We start from the raw sequence: 14230 nt of genomic DNA, 5'->3' as shown, positions 1-14230 counted from the left end.
TCAGACACTGATCCCCAGCAGCTTGGTCTCCAGGTACTCGTCCAGGCCCTGTCGGGCCCCTTCGCGGCCGAGGCCGCTCTGCTTCATCCCGCCGAAGGGGGCCGCGGCGGCGGTGGGGTTGATGTCGTTGATCCCCACCATGCCGAAGCGCAGGCGTTCCGCCGTCCGCAGCGCTCTGGAGAAGCTCTCCGTGTAGATGTAGGAGGCGAGTCCGTACGTGGTGTCGTTCGCCATCGCCACGACCTCGTCCTCGTCGTCGAAGACGATGACCGGGGCGATCGGCCCGAACGTCTCCTCACGGTAGATGTCCATCTCCTCGGTGACCCCGGTCAGGACGGTCGGCTGGAAGAAGTAGCCCTCGTCGAGACCTTCGCCGGTCAGCCGGGAACCGCCGGTCGCGACTACCGCGCCCTTGGCCACCGCGTCGCTCACCTGACGTTCCATCCGATCCAGCGCATCGCGATCGATCAACGGCCCTACGCTGACTCCGTCCACGAAACCGCTCCCGGCCTTCAGGGCGGCGATCCGTTGTGTCAGCACCTCGACGAACCGTTCGCTGATCGACCGGTGTACGTAGATCCGGTTCGGGCAGATGCACGCCTGCCCGGTGTTGAGGACCTTGACCAGTGCTGCGCCCTTGGCCGCATGAACGGGGTCGGCGTCCTCGAAGACGATGAAGGGGGCATGTCCCCCCAGTTCCATGGAGACCCGCTTCATCTGGTCGGCGGCGCCGCGGGCGAACATCTTGCCGACCTCGGTGGACCCGGTGAACGTGATCTTGCCGACCGCGGGGTTGATCATGAACTCCTCGCCGATCGGCCGCGGGTCCTGCGCGGTGACGAGGTTCGCCACTCCGGCGGGCACCCCGGCCTCGTGCAGGATGCGGAAGACCTCGACCGCGCACAACGGTGTCTGCTCGGCGGCCTTGAGCACGATGGTGCAGCCCGCCGCGAGGGCCGGAGCGACCTTTCGGGTGATCATCGATATGGGGTAGTTCCACGGCGTGACGGCGCCGACCACGCCGACGGGCTGGCGCAGCACGATGAAGCGCTGGTCGGCACGGGCCGAGGGGATGGTCTGCCCGTAGACGCGTTTGGCCTCCTCGGCGAACCAGATCAGGTAGTCCGCCGCGTAGGCCACCTCCGTCCTGGCCGCGCGGATCGGCTTGCCCTGTTCGGTGGTCATGAGCTTGGCCAGGTCCTCGGCCCGTTCCAGCATCAACTGGTGGGCTTCGTAGAGCCGTTGCGATCGTTCGTAGGCGGTCCGGGAGGACCAGTCCGCGAACGCGTTCTCCGCGGCGGTCAGGGCGGCCCGCACGTCCGCCGTGGATCCGTCGGAGACGGTTGCGAGCACCGCCCCGGTGGTGGGGTCGGTGACCGGGAAGGACGCGCCGGTACTGGCCGGCCGCCAGGCGCCGTCGATGTACAGCGAATCGACGGCGCGGGGGACTTCCCGCCGTTGCAGCTCGCCGATGCTCACGTGTCGTCTCCTTGGTGCTTCGGGGAAGGATGGGGGATGCGGCCGGACCGACGGCCTCAGAACTCGTGTCGGGCCGGCGCCAGCACCGCCCGGTGGGTGGCACGGGACGTCTCCAGCAGGTGCTCAAGGAGCAGGGCCCGCTTCAGGTACAGGTGCGCGTCGTGCTCCCACGTGTAGCCGATGCCGCCGTGGTTCTGGATGTTGTCGGCGGTGCTCCTCTTGGCTCCCTGTACCGCCAGGAGGTAGGCGGAGGCCGCGTGGAAGTCCGCCTGTGCCGTGCCCGCTTCGACGAGCAGCGCGGCCTGGAAGAGCTGCGCCCGCGTGACGTAGGCCGCGACGGCCATGTCCGCGCAACGGTGCTTGACGGCCTGGAAGGCGCCGATGGCCTTGCCGAACTGGACTCGTGTTCGGGCGTAGTCGGCCGACATGTCACGTACCGCTTCGGTGATGCCGAGGAGTTCGGCGGCCAACAGCACGCGGGCTCGGGCGACGAGGAGGACGTCATCGCACCGGACGACGGGCGCTCCTGTCGTGGCCTTGGCGAAGCGGGTGCCCGGATCGACTCCCTCGACGCGCTCCGTCGTCTCGACGTCATGGAGCCTGCCGCCCGTCTCGTCGAGCTCCAGGAGCAGGTCGCCGGGACGGGCATCGATCACCAGCTCGCCCAGCCGCATGCCGACGCGCCGCCTGCCCTCGCCGATCGCGGTGGCCAGCGCGGCGTCGCCGCCGCGAGCCGCGACCCTGGCGCCGAGAACCGAGGACCGGAAGGGGCCGGGTGCGAGACGGCGACCGAGCTGCTGAAAGAGCATGACCTCCTCGGCGAGGCCCAGGCCCAGACCACCAGCGTCCTCGGACAGGCTGAGGGCCAGCCACCCCAGGTCCGCGCACCGGCGCCACGTGGCGTCGTCCACAGCGTCCCCGCCCGGCACGGCGGCCAGTTCACGTACCCGGGTCAGCGGCAGCTGCTCGGCGAGAAAGGTGGCGGAGGCGGCAGCGATGCCCTGCTGTTCCTGCGAGGGGGCCAGGTTCGTCATCGCGGTAGTCCCAGCACTCGTTCACCAATGATGTTCTTCTGGATGTCGGTGGTGCCGCCGGCGATGGGCGCCGCGAAGTCCAGCAGCCACCGCCGGGTCCATGGGTGCCACTCCAGGCACCGGGCGCCGAGGATGTCGATGGCGAGGCGGGTCAGCTCCAGCTGCATCTGCACGGTGAACGTGCGGATCGCCGTGGTCTCCGCGCCAGGGGCCTCGCCCTTCTTCGCGGTGGACACCTGGTAGTAGGCCATCGACCGGAGCGCGGCGGCGGAGGCCCGTGCGGTGGCGAGCCGGTCGGCGACCGCCTCGTCCTTGATCAGGCCGGTTTCGCGTGCGTGGTCGACCAGTTCGTCGACCAGGACGATCAGCTGCAGCCGCTGGTCGAGGAAGCCCGGCCCGCGCTCGGCGGCCAGTGTCGACATCGCCACGCTCCAGCCGTTGTCGACCCGGTCGACCACGCTGCTGAGCGGTACCCGCACCTCGTCGTAGAAGACCTCGCAGTTGTGGGGCCAGCCGTCGATGCTCGTGATCGGGCGGATGTCCACGCCCGGTAGCCTCATGTCCATGATCAGCCAGGTGAGGCCCTTGTGCTTGGCGGCCTCCGGGTCGGTCCGGACGAGGAGTTCGCCGTAGTCGCACCACTGGGCGTAACTCGTCCAGATCTTGGATCCGGTGATCACCAGTTCGTCGCCGTCGACCACGCCGCGGGTGCGCAGCCCGGCCAGGTCGGAGCCGGCGCCGGGTTCGGAGAAGCCCTGGCACCACGGGGTCTCGCCGCTGAGGATCTTCGGCAGGTGGAAGGTCTTCTGCCGCTCGTCGCCGCGGGCCATCAGGGTCGGTCCCGCATGCCCGAACGCCACGGAGAAGATGCCCGGCCCCGGCGCCCTGGCACGCACCAGTTCCTCGTACCAGATGACCTGCTCGATCAGTGAGAGTCCGCGGCCGCCGTACTCCGGCTTCCAGTCGATGCCCGCCCAGCCGCCTTCGTACTGCCGCCGCTGCCAGGCCGCGTCGTACTCCCGGACCTCCGGTCCCGACGACAACGGCCGGGACTCGTCAGGCACGTTCTCCTCCAGCCAGGTCCGCGCCTCTTCGCGGAAGTCCTTCAGTTGGGGGCTCGTGTCCAGCTCCACCGCTCCTCCGTCCCTCTCCGAGGCCCGCCACCGGGCCCTTCCCTGCGTCCTGGCGCCCGGCGGACACCGATGGGGGGGTGCTCAGGCCGGCTCGAAGCGCAGGATCGACCAGTCGGCGTCCACGTCCTCATAGGTGATCCGGACGTCCTGTCCGATCCGGACGGTCCGGGGGTCGTCGACCGTCAGCGAGCCGATCATGCGAAACCCCTCGGCCATCTCGACGTGGACCAGTACGTAGGGCGCTTCGGCCTGGTACGCGGGCGTGGGCGCCCGGCGGACCACCGTGTATGTGTAGACCCGGCCGGTTCCCGAGATCGGGCTCCAGGTCGCCTCGGAGCTGTGGCAGCGGTTGCACAGCTCCTTGGGCACGTGTCGGAAGGCCCCGCACCCCGAGCACTTCTGCACCCGGACGTCGTGCTCACGCAGCGAGTCCCAGAAGGGGCGCTGCCAGGCAGGCAGGCCCTCGGGCAGGAACTTGTCGTACGCCGCCATCGGTCACACCTGCCCGAGGATCGCCGAGAAACTGTTCTGCATCGCGCCGCCGACGCCGTTGAGGTAGCCGTGGCGTGCCCCGCTGACCTGCCTGGCGCCTGCGGTGCCGCGCAGCTGCTCGATCAGCTCGATCATGGTGAAGATGCCGCACGCGCCGGCGTGGCTGAAGGAGAGGAAGCCGCCTGCCGTGTTCGTGGGCAGCCGCCCGCCGATCGCGAGGGCCCCGCCGGTCACGAACTGACCGGACTCGCCGGTCTTGCAGAAGCCGGCCGCCTCCAGACCGAACAGCACGTTGATCGTGAAGTGGTCGCCGATGCCCGCGACGTCGATGTCGTCCCTGGAGACACCGGCGAGTTCGAAGGCCCGGTCCGCGGCCATCGCGGGGGCGTCGAAAGAGGCGAGGGACGGCGCGGAGCTGGGGTCGATGTGGCTGTGTCCCTCGCCGTAGCCGAGGAGCCCGACCGGTGCGTGCCTGCCCTGTGCGCGGACGGTGTCGGCTGTCGTGACCAGGACGGCACCGCCGCCCTGGTTGATCGCGCAGCAGTCCAGCAGATGCAGCGGGTCGGCGACCATCCTGGACTTCACCACGTCGTCGACGGTGATCTCCCCGCGGTGGCCGTGGAAGGACAGCGGGTGCAGGGTCGCGCCGTGCCGCTGCGCTACCGCGACCTCGGCGAGCTGCTCCGAGGTGGTGCCGAACTCGTGCATGTGGCGCATCGCAAGGGTCGCGTAGTCGGAGACCCGGGTCGTTCCGTAGACGTACTCGTAGGGACCGCTCAGCTTGGCCATCGCGGCCACCGCCTGGTCCCGGTCGGCACTGGTGGAGCCCTCGGGACGGCCCGCCACCGCGTTGACGACGAGGACGGCGTCCGCGAGGCCGGTCTCGACGGCGTGCACCGCCAGGTTCAGTCCGGAGGCGCTGGCGGCGGCGCCCACGGAACTGGACGCCTGGTACCGCAGGGGTTTGCCGAGCAGGTCGTGCCCGAGGGCTGCGCCGGGAAGCCTGGACCGGATGCCGGCGCCCTGCGGCCCGTCCCCGATGATGCCCTCGACATCGGCGAGGGTCAGGCCCGCGTCCGTGCACGCGCCCTTCGCGCATTCGAACCACACCTCGGGCTGGGTGCGGTCACTGAGGTCGCCCTGCGGGGTCTGGTACACCCCCGCGACGGCCGCCTCGCGTCGTCGCCATGGCATTGATCACTCCTTGTGGTGCCCGGTCGGCGCCGGCAGTCTTCGGGGCTGGTGGTCGGTGGCCGCTGCGCGGCCGGTCACGCGGTGCCGTCCCCCACCGGCACCCAGAGCGCCATCCGGGAGCCGGCCGCGTCGAAGGCGTCGGACCTCGTCATCGACCGGCTGCGCGCCCGGATCTCGGCGAGGACGTCGGCCGGTTCACCGTCCAGCTCGTAGAGCGTCAGGTAGCGGTGCTCGGCGGACTCCGCGCCGGGGCCGTCCGCGAGCCGGTACCTGGTGATGCCCGCGATGCCGGGTATCGCGCTCATCTCCTTGAGATGCGCTTGGTCGTACCAGGTGTTGAACTCGCCTTCCCGTTCCGGTGAGACGGGGTTCGCCAGCGTCGCCAGCACGGGCCTGGTCATGTGTTCGCTCCCTCGGGATCGGTCTGCGGGTCGGGCGGCGGGCGCACGCCCTTCTTCTCCACGACGGCGCCGTCGTCGCTGAACATGAGCCGGCAGGCCAGACGGGACTCCGGCCGCCGCAGGTGACGGGGCATGCGGAGCCGCATCGCCTCCTCCTCCGCGGCATCGGCGGGTACCGTCGCGGTCTCGCCGGCGACCACCAGCGCGGCACAGACCATGCACTCCGCCTGGCCCCAGCAGGTGGTCGGCCATCGGTAGCCCTGCCGCCACGCCGACTCCGCCAGCGTCTCTCCCGGATCGACGTCGATGGTGAACCCGGCCGGCTGGATGACGACCTCGGTCATCGAGGTCACCTCGTCTCGATCATGCCCAGTTGGGTGCCGACCGGGTAGTCCGTCTCGGGCTCGGCGTCTCCGTGCCGGAGGGTGCCGGTCGCCGGGGACTCCACCTCGTTCTCGACCTTGTCGGTGGCCACCGTGTAGATGGGTTCCCCCTCGGCGACGGCGGCGCCGTCCTCCACCAGCCACTCCAGAAAGGTGGCCTCCGTGGCCGCCATGGTCAGCTTCGGCATCTTCACCGGAACGACGTCACCCACGGCTGTCCTCCATGACCTTGCGCACCGTTTCCTCGATCTTTTGTGGGCTGGGACTTACCTGGGACTCCAGGCGGGTCGACGCCGGAATGGGCATGAACCGGGAACCGACTCGGGCCACCGGGGCGGCCAGCCGGCCGAACAGGTCGTGACTGATGCGGGCGGCCAGTTCGGCGCCCGGGCCCGCGAACTCGACCGCGTAGTGGGCGATCACCGCCCGCCGGGTGCGCCCGACCGAGTCCAGCACGGTGGGCAGGTCCAGGGGCAGCAGCGTGCGCAGGTCGACGACCTCCGCCTCGATGCCGTCGCGGGAGAGCGACTCGGCCGCCGCCAGCGCGTCACGTACCCCCCGGCCGTACGTGATCACCGTGAGGTCCGTGCCGGGCCGCTTCACGTCGGCCTTGCCCAGCGGCACTCTGCGGTCCGGAGTGTCCAGGCGCGGTCCCCTGGTGCCGTGCAGGGCGGTCTCGTCGATGAACACGCACGGATCGGGGTCGAAGATCGCCGAGCGCAGCAGTCCCTCGGCGTCGGCCGGTGTGCTCGGCACGATCACCTTGAGGCCGGGGACGTGCATGAACCAGGCCTCCAGCGACTGGGAGTGCGTGGCGCCGTTGCCGCTGCCGCCGTAGACCGGTGTGCGGAAGGTGACCGGGCAAGGGGTCCGGCCGGCCGACATGAAGCGGGCCTTGGCCGCGTGGTTGGCGATCTGGTCGAGCGCGATGCCGACGAAGTCCATGATCATGATCTCGGCGACGGGCAGCATGCCCTCCAGGGCGGCTCCGACGGCGGCACCGGCGATGGCGGCCTCGGAGATGGGTGTGTCCCGCACCCGCTCCTTGCCGTACGTGGTGGACAGCCCCTTGGTCAGACCGGTCACACCGCCGCCGGGATCCGCTATGTCCTCGCCCAGCATGAAGACCCGGGAGTCCTCGGCGAGCGCGCTGTCGAACGCCGTGTGCAGCGCCTGGCGCATGGTGTACGTGCCGGTTGTCATCGGGGCACACCTGCCAGGTCCGCGTAGATGTCGGCCTCCAGTTCCCCGAGCGACGCTTCCGGGCTGTCGAGGACGACCGTGATCGCCTCGTCGATCTCGGCGACCGAGGCCGCGTCGAGCGCTGCGAGCCGGTCGGCGTCCGCGACACCGTGCTCGATGAGGAACCGCTCGTAGCGGGGGAAGGGATCGCCCCGCATCGCCTGTTCGAGCCGGTCCTTCGCCATGTACACCTGGGGATCACCGACGTAGTGGCCGCCGTAACGGAACGTCAGGCACTCGACCAGCGTCGGGCCCGCTCCGGAACGCGCCCTGCCGACGGCGGCCGACAAGGCGTTGTGCACCGCCACGGGGTCGTTTCCGTCGACGCGGATCCCCGGAATGGCGTAGGCGGCGGCCCGGTCGGCGATCCGCTCCACGCGCATCGTCTCCTCGACGGGCGTGAGTTCCGCGTACTGGTTGTTCTGGCAGATCAGCACCAGGGGCAGGTCCCATACCGCGGCGAGGTTCACGGCCTCGTGGAAGGAGCCGGTGTTGGTGGCGCCGTCGCCGAAGCAGACGGCCACCACGCGGTCGCTGCCCTGGAGTCTGGCGGCCAGCGCGAGGCCGACGGCGACCGGCGGGCCGGAACCGACGATGCCGGTGGAGAGCATGACACCGACCTCGGGGCAGGTGATGTGCATGGTGCCGCCCTTCCCCCGGGAGGCGCCGGCGCCCCTGCCGAGCACCTCGCCCATGATCTCGGCCGGCGGAACTCCCTTGGCGAGCAGGTCGTGGATGCCCCGGTAGGTGGTGACCAGCCGGTCGTCCCGGCGCAAGGCGGTGGACAGGCCGCCGGCTATCGCCTCCTGGCCCCGGGACGGCCAGATGACGCCCGCGAACTCGCCGCTGCCGAAGCCCTTCCGCAGCCGTGCCTCGCAGGCGCGGGCCAGCGTCATCGTCCGGTACATCGTCAGGAGGGTCTCGTCTCCGGGTGTCTGACTCGACACGTCGAGTTGCACGTGCTGTCCTTCCTCGGTCCCGCCCGTACGACGGGACCGGCATGTCGGGGACCAGGTTCTGTCTGACAGTTCCCGTCGTCGCCCGGAGGGCGGCCTCGCGGCGTCAGGTGCGTGCTCTGGGCGTGCCGGGCGCAGGCGCTCGTACTGGACGTACTCGGGTCTGCGCCCGGTGCGGCGGGAGTGCGTGCACGGCGTCGCGAGGCAGGCGGGAGCTGTCAGACATGCCCTAGTCCCGGGCGAGGCGTCGGTCGAGCTCGACGTGCATGTTGCCGATCGCGTTCTCCCACTCGGTGGCGAGCCGTGTCTCCTCGAACCCGACGGTGTGCAGACCGGCCTGCTGGCGCTCGATGTTGCTGAAGTCCTGCATGGGGATCAGGCCCCAGTGCTCGGAGTCGTCCTTGGCGAACCGTCCGAGTTGCTCGGCGCGGGGCCGCAGTTCGGTCGCGGGGTACGTGGTGAGCGACCAGACCTCGAAACGGCACCACTCCGGGTCGTCCTGGTGAGGACGGATGCGGTAGCTGAGGCAGTTGTTGTACTGGGGCAGGAAAAAGAGGTTCGGGAAGACGAAGACCTCGCCCCCGAAGAACAACGGGCTGTCTTCGAGACCCTCGGGCCACGGGATTCCGGCGCCCTTGGCATGGTCGCGGAGCGCTTCGGCCGCTGCGGCGCCGACGTCATCGCCCGGCTGGATCTTGTTACGGAATCCCTCGAACACGGTGAGGTCGCGCTCCAGCGTCATCGCGTCCTGACCGTCCGAGAGCAACTGCCCGCCCAGAATGAGCGTCTCGATGCTCGTGTAGCGCTCGCCGGCCAGTTTCCTGCCGAAGCTGGAATGGCCGTTGTCGAACGCGTCGTAGCGGTTCTGGTCGACGGGGAAGTCCTCGACGCTCAGGCCGCCGGCGAGCTGGGGGTGGGTCTGCGGAACGTGGTAGCCCTCCATGAACGCCTCCTGGGCGAGCTTCCAGTTGGCGTGGAGTACCACCTCCTTCCACCACCTGACCTGCCAGTTGCCGACGGCGATCGATTCAAGGAGGTCGGCGACGGGGTGCAGCGCCTCGCGGAGCGGGCTCGCGTCGGGGTCGAGGTTGATCCATACGCATCCTCCCCAGACCTCGGCCCTGCACTCGCGCAGCCGCAGGTCGTCGGGGCGCAGGCACTCCGGGGCGAAGCCCGAGGCGCCGTAAACGAAGGAGTTGGTGCCGTCGGCGTTCCAGCGCCAGCCGTGGAAAGGACAGACGATCTGGCCGCCGGCCAGCCGTCCCGCCCCCTTCTCCAGCTGTGTGGCGCGGTGCCGACAGGCGTTGTGCAGCGCCTTGACCGACCGGTCGGGCTGACGGACGAGGAGGAGGGACCGGCCGCAGATCTCGTACTCGACGAAGTCGTGCGGCTGGGGGATCTCCTCCAGCCGACAGGCCATCTGCCAGGTCCGCGACCACAGGCTCCGTTTCTCCAGCTCGTAGAACCCGCGGTCGAAGTAACGCTCCCGGGGCACGTGCAGCCGATCCCGCATCGGAAAGGGCACCCCGCCTCGGCCGGGCACCCCGGTCGCTGCGCCGAGGTCGTCGTCGATCGCTGTCATCTTCGACAACTCCTTGCTGATGGGCAGGATCGCTGCGCACGCGGAGGTGGTTCATCAACCGCGCGAATATTTCCATCTTTCTAAAAGTCTCACAGATACTAGCTTCGTCTCGGTTCAAGGGTCAACACCGGACACACAACTGCTCGCCGCCTGGTCAGACTTGACTCCCGTCACCGCAGGACGCCTTCGGATGAGCTCAACCAATCTTGCTACACTCTTGGAAACTTCGAACTAACTGGAGTGATCCGTGCCCCGCCTCCATGACGTTCTGGCCCTTCAGCGTCTGACGGACGACGTGTTCCGCTCCCCTGCCATGCCGACCCTGCTCAAGCACACCTTCGGCGGCCAGCTGGTGGGGCAGGCACTCGCCGCCGCGCTGCGGACGGCTCCGCGGTCGCTGGTCCCCCACTCTCTGCACGGCTACTTCCTGCAGCCGGGGCTGCCCCGGCGCCCCACGGAACTCCATGTGGAGCGGTTGCACGACGGCCGATCGTTCGCCACGCGCCATGTCACCACCAGGCAGGACGAGAGACAGGTCTTCTCCCTCTCGGTGTCCTTCCAACGCACCGAGCCGGGCCCCGACGCGCAGGAGACCATGCCCTCCGTGCCGGACCCGGATGACGTCGACGCGTTCTCCCCTCCGCCTCCGGTCCTGGCACGTCTGCTGCGCGAGGAGTGGCCGGACTGGGAGCTGCGGATGGTCCCCCGACGTCGCACGGCCGACGGCACCCCGCAGGCCCGGGGGCAGTACTGGATGCGCCACCGCGAGCCGCTGGCCGACGTCCCCGCCCTGCACATCTGCGGGCTCGCCTACCTCAGCGACCTGACTCTGCTGGGAACGGCGGCCCTCCCCCATCCCTCACCGCCCGTCATGGCGGCCTCTCTCGACCACTGCCTGTGGCTGCTTCGCCCCTTCCGGGTCGACGAGTGGCTGCTCTACGACCAGATCTCGCCGTCCTCCGGCAACGGCCGCGGCCTGGCGCAGGGGCGCTTCTTCGACCGGACGGGCCGCCTCGTCGCCATGGTCGCCCAGGAGGGGCTGCTGCGGTGGCCGCCCCGCTGAACCGACGTTTCGAGAGCCACCTGCAAGGAGCCGCACGTGAGCGAACCGATCCTCATCCGCCCGGACATGCTGGCGATCGTGAACCAGCCCTACGGCCGTCAGATCTCGTACCCGATCACCGAGTCGGACATCCGCAAGTGGGCACTCGCCGTCCACCATCCGGAATCGCCTCCCGCCCACTATCTCGATCCGCGCGCAGCGGAAACGGGCACGTTGACGGCGCCGCCTGAGTTCAACCCCTTCGCCTGGGGCGCCGCACGCACCGAGCACACCGGCAAGGAGATCCCGCTCGACCCGGCCCGGCGGAACCTCGGCGCCATGGAGCACCTCCTCGGCGTCGTACCCCCGGATCTGCCCCACGCCCTCAACGGCGGGATCTCGACCGCATACTCGGGCGTGCCCATGCGCCCTGGCGATGTCATCACGGCGGAGTCCGTCATCGCCGGCTATACCGCGAAGCAAGGCCGGTTGGGTCCCATGCTGCTGACCGAGACCGCGACGACGTGGACCAACCAACGCGACGAGACCGTCAAGGTCCACCGGATGACCCTCATCCGCTATTGAGCTCACCGGCACAGGAGGAACCGATGACCGAAGTGGCCCCCGACGATCCGGCACAGTCGGCGAAGACGTGGTTCGCCGTGGGAGCGGCTGTCCCGCCGTTCGTCCGGGAGGCGGGCTTCCAGGTGTGGAACCGATACGCCGCAGTCAATTCCGAGTTCGTGGGCATCCACATGGACGACACCGCCGGACGTGCCGCCGGCTACCCCGGCGCGTTCGGGATGGGCAACCTGCTCTGGTCCTGGCTCCATTGCGCGCTGGAACGCTGGCTGGACGGCCAGGGCCGGCTGGAGCACCTGGAACTACGGTTCCGCAGCCCCGCCTTGAAGGGGGACCGGATCGCCTGTACCGGCATCGTCACCGGTCGGACGGAGAAGGAGGACGGTACGACCGTACTGGATCTCGACGTCTGGGCGGAGAACGACTCCGGGCAGAGGATCGCACCGGGACGGGCACGGATCCGGCTGGGACACGCGGCGCGGTGACTACGCTTTCGTGCGGTCGGCCGCAGGCCGCGGAGCCGGACGCCGGTGCGTCCGTCGGCCGGTTCAGCCGACGGACGCACCGGACTCCGCGAAGGCCAGCACGGCCGCGCGGTCGGCTCCCTCCGCGACCAGCGTCCTGTAACGCACCATCCTGGCCGGGGCGCCGAAGCCGACAGCGCCCGCGAGGGTGCCGTTCACGAGATACGCCAGGATCGTGCCCCTGACCGGACCTGCGGTCAGGCCCGCGCCGTGCAGGGCGATGACCTCGTCGGCGAGGTCGGTCCGGCCCAGTACCTGGATCTTGAGGCCGAACTGGTCGGACCAGACGTACGGCACCGTCGGTGCCGGCCGCTGCGCGCCCAGGATGTCGGAGCCGACGATGACGGCCTGGTCGACCACGCTGGTCCAGTGCTCGTGGCGGTGGAACTGACCGCGCCCGACGTCCTGCCAGGCCGCCACGTCGCCCAGCGCCCACACTCCGTCGGTGCCGAGCACCCGGCCGTTCCTGTCACACGCGAGGACGTCGCCCTTTCCCAGCCCGGCCGTGTGGAGCCAACCGAGGTCGGGCGCCGCACCGACTGCCACGAGCACGGCGTCCGCCGACACGGTCCGGCCGTCCGACAGCTCCGCCGTGTGCCGGTCGGCGAACCGGGCGATCCGCGAGCCGCAACGCAGGTCGACGCCCGCGTCCGTGAACAGCCGGGCCGCCAGTCCGCCGCCCGAACGGCCCAGCACCCGCTCGCACGGCACCGGCATGGCTTCCAGCACGGTCACCTCGACCCCGCGCCGGCGGGCCCCACTTGCCACCTCAGCCCCGATGAACCCCGCCCCGACGACCAGCAGGGACCGCGCCGAGTCCAACGCGTCCCGCAGGGCGAGAGCGTCATCAAGGGTGCGCAGCGCGGCGATTCCGTCCGGCTGGCCGGGCAGGCTCCGGGGTGCGGCGCCGGTCGCAATGACGACGGCGTCGCCGACGATGTGCCCGCCGTCGGCCAGTTCCACCATGGTGCCGTTCAGCCCGACGGCCTGCACGCCGAGCCGGAGGGAGACCTCCAGAGCCCGCAGAGCGGACCGGTTGCGCAGCGTCGCCCGGTCCGGTTCCCAGTCCCGGTTCAGGATCTGTTTGGACAGCGGGGGCCGGTCGTAGGGCTCGTGCCGCTCCGCGCCGACCAGGGTGATCCGTCCCGCGTACCCGCGAGCACGCAACTGCTCGATCACGCGTACGCCACCCAGTCCGGCGCCCACCACCACGACATGCTCCGGATGATCCGGCATTGCTCGACCCTCGCTCCCTGTGCGGGCCGTCACGGGTGTGCGTCCACTTCTTTTTCCGCCGGGGCGGGCCGGTTCCAGAACGCGGCGAGCTGAGCCGACGCCGCCGCGATGCCCAGGCCCGCCGCGACGGCCGCCGCGGGCACACCGGTCAGCCGGCGGTCGGCCCTGAGAGCCCGGTCGACACTCCAGCGCCCGGGTCCGAGCGCGGCCAGCGCCGTCGCGGCGATCGCCACGTTGAGCACGTACTCGTAGCCTTCGGCGTTCACGAAGAACCCGTTGCGCTGATGCACCGCGCGCCCGGCCACCCCCATGGTGCCCACCACGGCCGCCGCCGCGAGCGGCGTTCCCGCGCCCGCGACGAGCGCGACGCCCGCCGCGGTCTCGACGACCGCGCTCGCGCGCGCCTGGAGCTTCGGCGCACTGAACCCGATGGATCCGAACCATCGGGCCGTCCCGTCGAGCGAGCGGCCGTGGTTGAGCCCGTGCGCGACCATCGTGCCCCCGAGGGCCGCACGGAGCAGCAACCGTGCCAGGTTCTTGCCGTGGTCCTTCGTGGGTTCGTGAACTGCCAAGGGTCTTCTCCTTCTTCGCAGGTCGGTGCACGCCCTTGGCGGGCGCGGGACCCCGGTCAGTCCGAGGCCGGCAGCGGCCGGGGTGCCTTGACCGCCAGCGCGGTGCCGTCGGCTTCCAGCGGGTACTCCCCCGGGCGTACGCACAGCACCTCCAGGGCGCCGTCTTCGGTGGCGTAGCGCTTGCCGATGAGCGCCCCGTTCGCCGGGGCACCGGTGAGGGCGGCCGCTCGGCTGGTCGGCGCGGAATCCTGTGGGCTCATCTCCCGGCCGCCGCAGGTGAGGGTGACGTCCTGTCGAGGGCACCGGACGACGATGACTGCGGTTCCGTCGACGGCGCTGCACAGGGTCTGGCCGACGCGAAGGTTCATGACGTTCTCC

17 protein-coding genes are annotated in these 14230 nt (G+C 70.3%); 3 read left to right on the top strand and 14 right to left on the bottom strand.

Going from position 1 to position 14230, the window contains the following annotated elements; genetic code table 11:
• The 11 genes from IEZ11_RS09465 to IEZ11_RS09415 all read right to left on the bottom strand — a co-directional run bounded on the left by IEZ11_RS09465 (position 1) and on the right by IEZ11_RS09415 (position 9896).
• Positions 1–1479 (bottom strand): NAD-dependent succinate-semialdehyde dehydrogenase, encoded by a 1479-nt coding sequence (locus tag IEZ11_RS09465; protein ID WP_229712911.1) that lies wholly within the window; start codon positions 1477–1479, stop codon positions 1–3.
• 56 nt (positions 1480–1535) lie between these two features.
• Entirely contained in the window at positions 1536–2513 is a 978-nt protein-coding gene (locus tag IEZ11_RS09460; protein ID WP_189262165.1) for an acyl-CoA dehydrogenase family protein, read from the bottom strand.
• Positions 2510–3646, bottom strand: a complete 1137-nt coding sequence (locus tag IEZ11_RS09455; RefSeq protein ID WP_189262164.1) for an acyl-CoA dehydrogenase family protein — start codon at positions 3644–3646, stop codon at positions 2510–2512. Before IEZ11_RS09455 ends, IEZ11_RS09460 begins: the two co-directional genes overlap by 4 nt.
• 81 nt (positions 3647–3727) lie before the next feature.
• Entirely contained in the window at positions 3728–4138 is a 411-nt protein-coding gene (locus IEZ11_RS09450; RefSeq protein WP_189262163.1) for a Zn-ribbon domain-containing OB-fold protein, read from the bottom strand.
• A gap of 3 nt (positions 4139–4141) precedes the next feature.
• Positions 4142–5332, bottom strand: coding sequence for a thiolase family protein (locus tag IEZ11_RS09445; RefSeq protein WP_189262162.1), 1191 nt, complete (start codon positions 5330–5332; stop codon positions 4142–4144).
• A gap of 74 nt (positions 5333–5406) precedes the next feature.
• Positions 5407–5733, bottom strand: coding sequence for a DUF4286 family protein (locus IEZ11_RS09440; RefSeq protein ID WP_189262161.1), 327 nt, complete (start codon positions 5731–5733; stop codon positions 5407–5409).
• Complete coding sequence (locus IEZ11_RS09435; protein ID WP_189262160.1) at positions 5730–6077, bottom strand: 2Fe-2S iron-sulfur cluster-binding protein; 348 nt, start codon at positions 6075–6077, stop codon at positions 5730–5732. Before IEZ11_RS09435 ends, IEZ11_RS09440 begins: the two co-directional genes overlap by 4 nt.
• A gap of 5 nt (positions 6078–6082) precedes the next feature.
• The gene (locus IEZ11_RS09430; RefSeq protein WP_229712910.1) at positions 6083–6328 is read right to left on the bottom strand and encodes a biotin/lipoyl-containing protein; all 246 of its coding nucleotides are present in this window, start codon (positions 6326–6328) and stop codon (positions 6083–6085) included.
• Positions 6321–7319: an alpha-ketoacid dehydrogenase subunit beta gene (locus IEZ11_RS09425; RefSeq protein WP_189262159.1), complete on the bottom strand. Its 999-nt coding sequence runs from the start codon at positions 7317–7319 to the stop codon at positions 6321–6323. The genes IEZ11_RS09430 and IEZ11_RS09425 overlap by 8 nt, the downstream gene beginning before the upstream one ends.
• Entirely contained in the window at positions 7316–8317 is a 1002-nt protein-coding gene (locus IEZ11_RS09420; protein WP_229712909.1) for a thiamine pyrophosphate-dependent dehydrogenase E1 component subunit alpha, read from the bottom strand. The genes IEZ11_RS09425 and IEZ11_RS09420 overlap by 4 nt, the downstream gene beginning before the upstream one ends.
• Before the next feature lie 226 nt (positions 8318–8543).
• On the bottom strand, positions 8544–9896 hold the full coding sequence (locus IEZ11_RS09415) for an aromatic ring-hydroxylating oxygenase subunit alpha (protein WP_229712908.1): 1353 nt from the start codon (positions 9894–9896) through the stop codon (positions 8544–8546).
• A gap of 247 nt (positions 9897–10143) precedes the next feature.
• On the opposite strand from IEZ11_RS09415, the gene IEZ11_RS09410 reads away from it, so the two are divergent.
• Genes IEZ11_RS09410 through IEZ11_RS09400 form a run of 3 tightly spaced genes read left to right on the top strand, consistent with a single transcriptional unit; the run spans position 10144 to position 12005 of the window.
• On the top strand, positions 10144–10959 hold the full coding sequence (locus tag IEZ11_RS09410) for an acyl-CoA thioesterase (protein ID WP_189262158.1): 816 nt from the start codon (positions 10144–10146) through the stop codon (positions 10957–10959).
• 36 nt (positions 10960–10995) lie between these two features.
• Positions 10996–11523: an FAS1-like dehydratase domain-containing protein gene (locus tag IEZ11_RS09405; protein ID WP_189262157.1), complete on the top strand. Its 528-nt coding sequence runs from the start codon at positions 10996–10998 to the stop codon at positions 11521–11523.
• 23 nt (positions 11524–11546) lie between these two features.
• Positions 11547–12005 (top strand): hotdog family protein, encoded by a 459-nt coding sequence (locus tag IEZ11_RS09400; protein ID WP_189262156.1) that lies wholly within the window; start codon positions 11547–11549, stop codon positions 12003–12005.
• A gap of 63 nt (positions 12006–12068) precedes the next feature.
• On the opposite strand, the gene IEZ11_RS09395 is transcribed toward IEZ11_RS09400, so the two are convergent.
• Genes IEZ11_RS09395 through IEZ11_RS09385 form a run of 3 tightly spaced genes read right to left on the bottom strand, consistent with a single transcriptional unit; the run spans position 12069 to position 14220 of the window.
• Positions 12069–13280 (bottom strand): NAD(P)/FAD-dependent oxidoreductase, encoded by a 1212-nt coding sequence (locus IEZ11_RS09395; RefSeq protein WP_189262155.1) that lies wholly within the window; start codon positions 13278–13280, stop codon positions 12069–12071.
• Positions 13281–13309: 29 nt separating this feature from the next.
• The gene (locus IEZ11_RS09390; protein WP_229712907.1) at positions 13310–13852 is read right to left on the bottom strand and encodes a DoxX family protein; all 543 of its coding nucleotides are present in this window, start codon (positions 13850–13852) and stop codon (positions 13310–13312) included.
• A gap of 56 nt (positions 13853–13908) precedes the next feature.
• The gene (locus IEZ11_RS09385) at positions 13909–14220 is read right to left on the bottom strand and encodes a hypothetical protein (protein ID WP_189262154.1); all 312 of its coding nucleotides are present in this window, start codon (positions 14218–14220) and stop codon (positions 13909–13911) included.
• Between the last annotated feature and the right edge of the window lie 10 nt (positions 14221–14230).

The organism is Streptomyces fuscichromogenes, from assembly GCF_014645815.1.
In the GTDB taxonomy this organism is placed as follows: Bacteria; Actinomycetota; Actinomycetes; order Streptomycetales; family Streptomycetaceae; genus Streptomyces; species Streptomyces fuscichromogenes.
The sequence above is the reverse complement of the archived record's forward strand: the minus strand, read 5'-3'. Positions and strand labels throughout refer to the sequence as shown.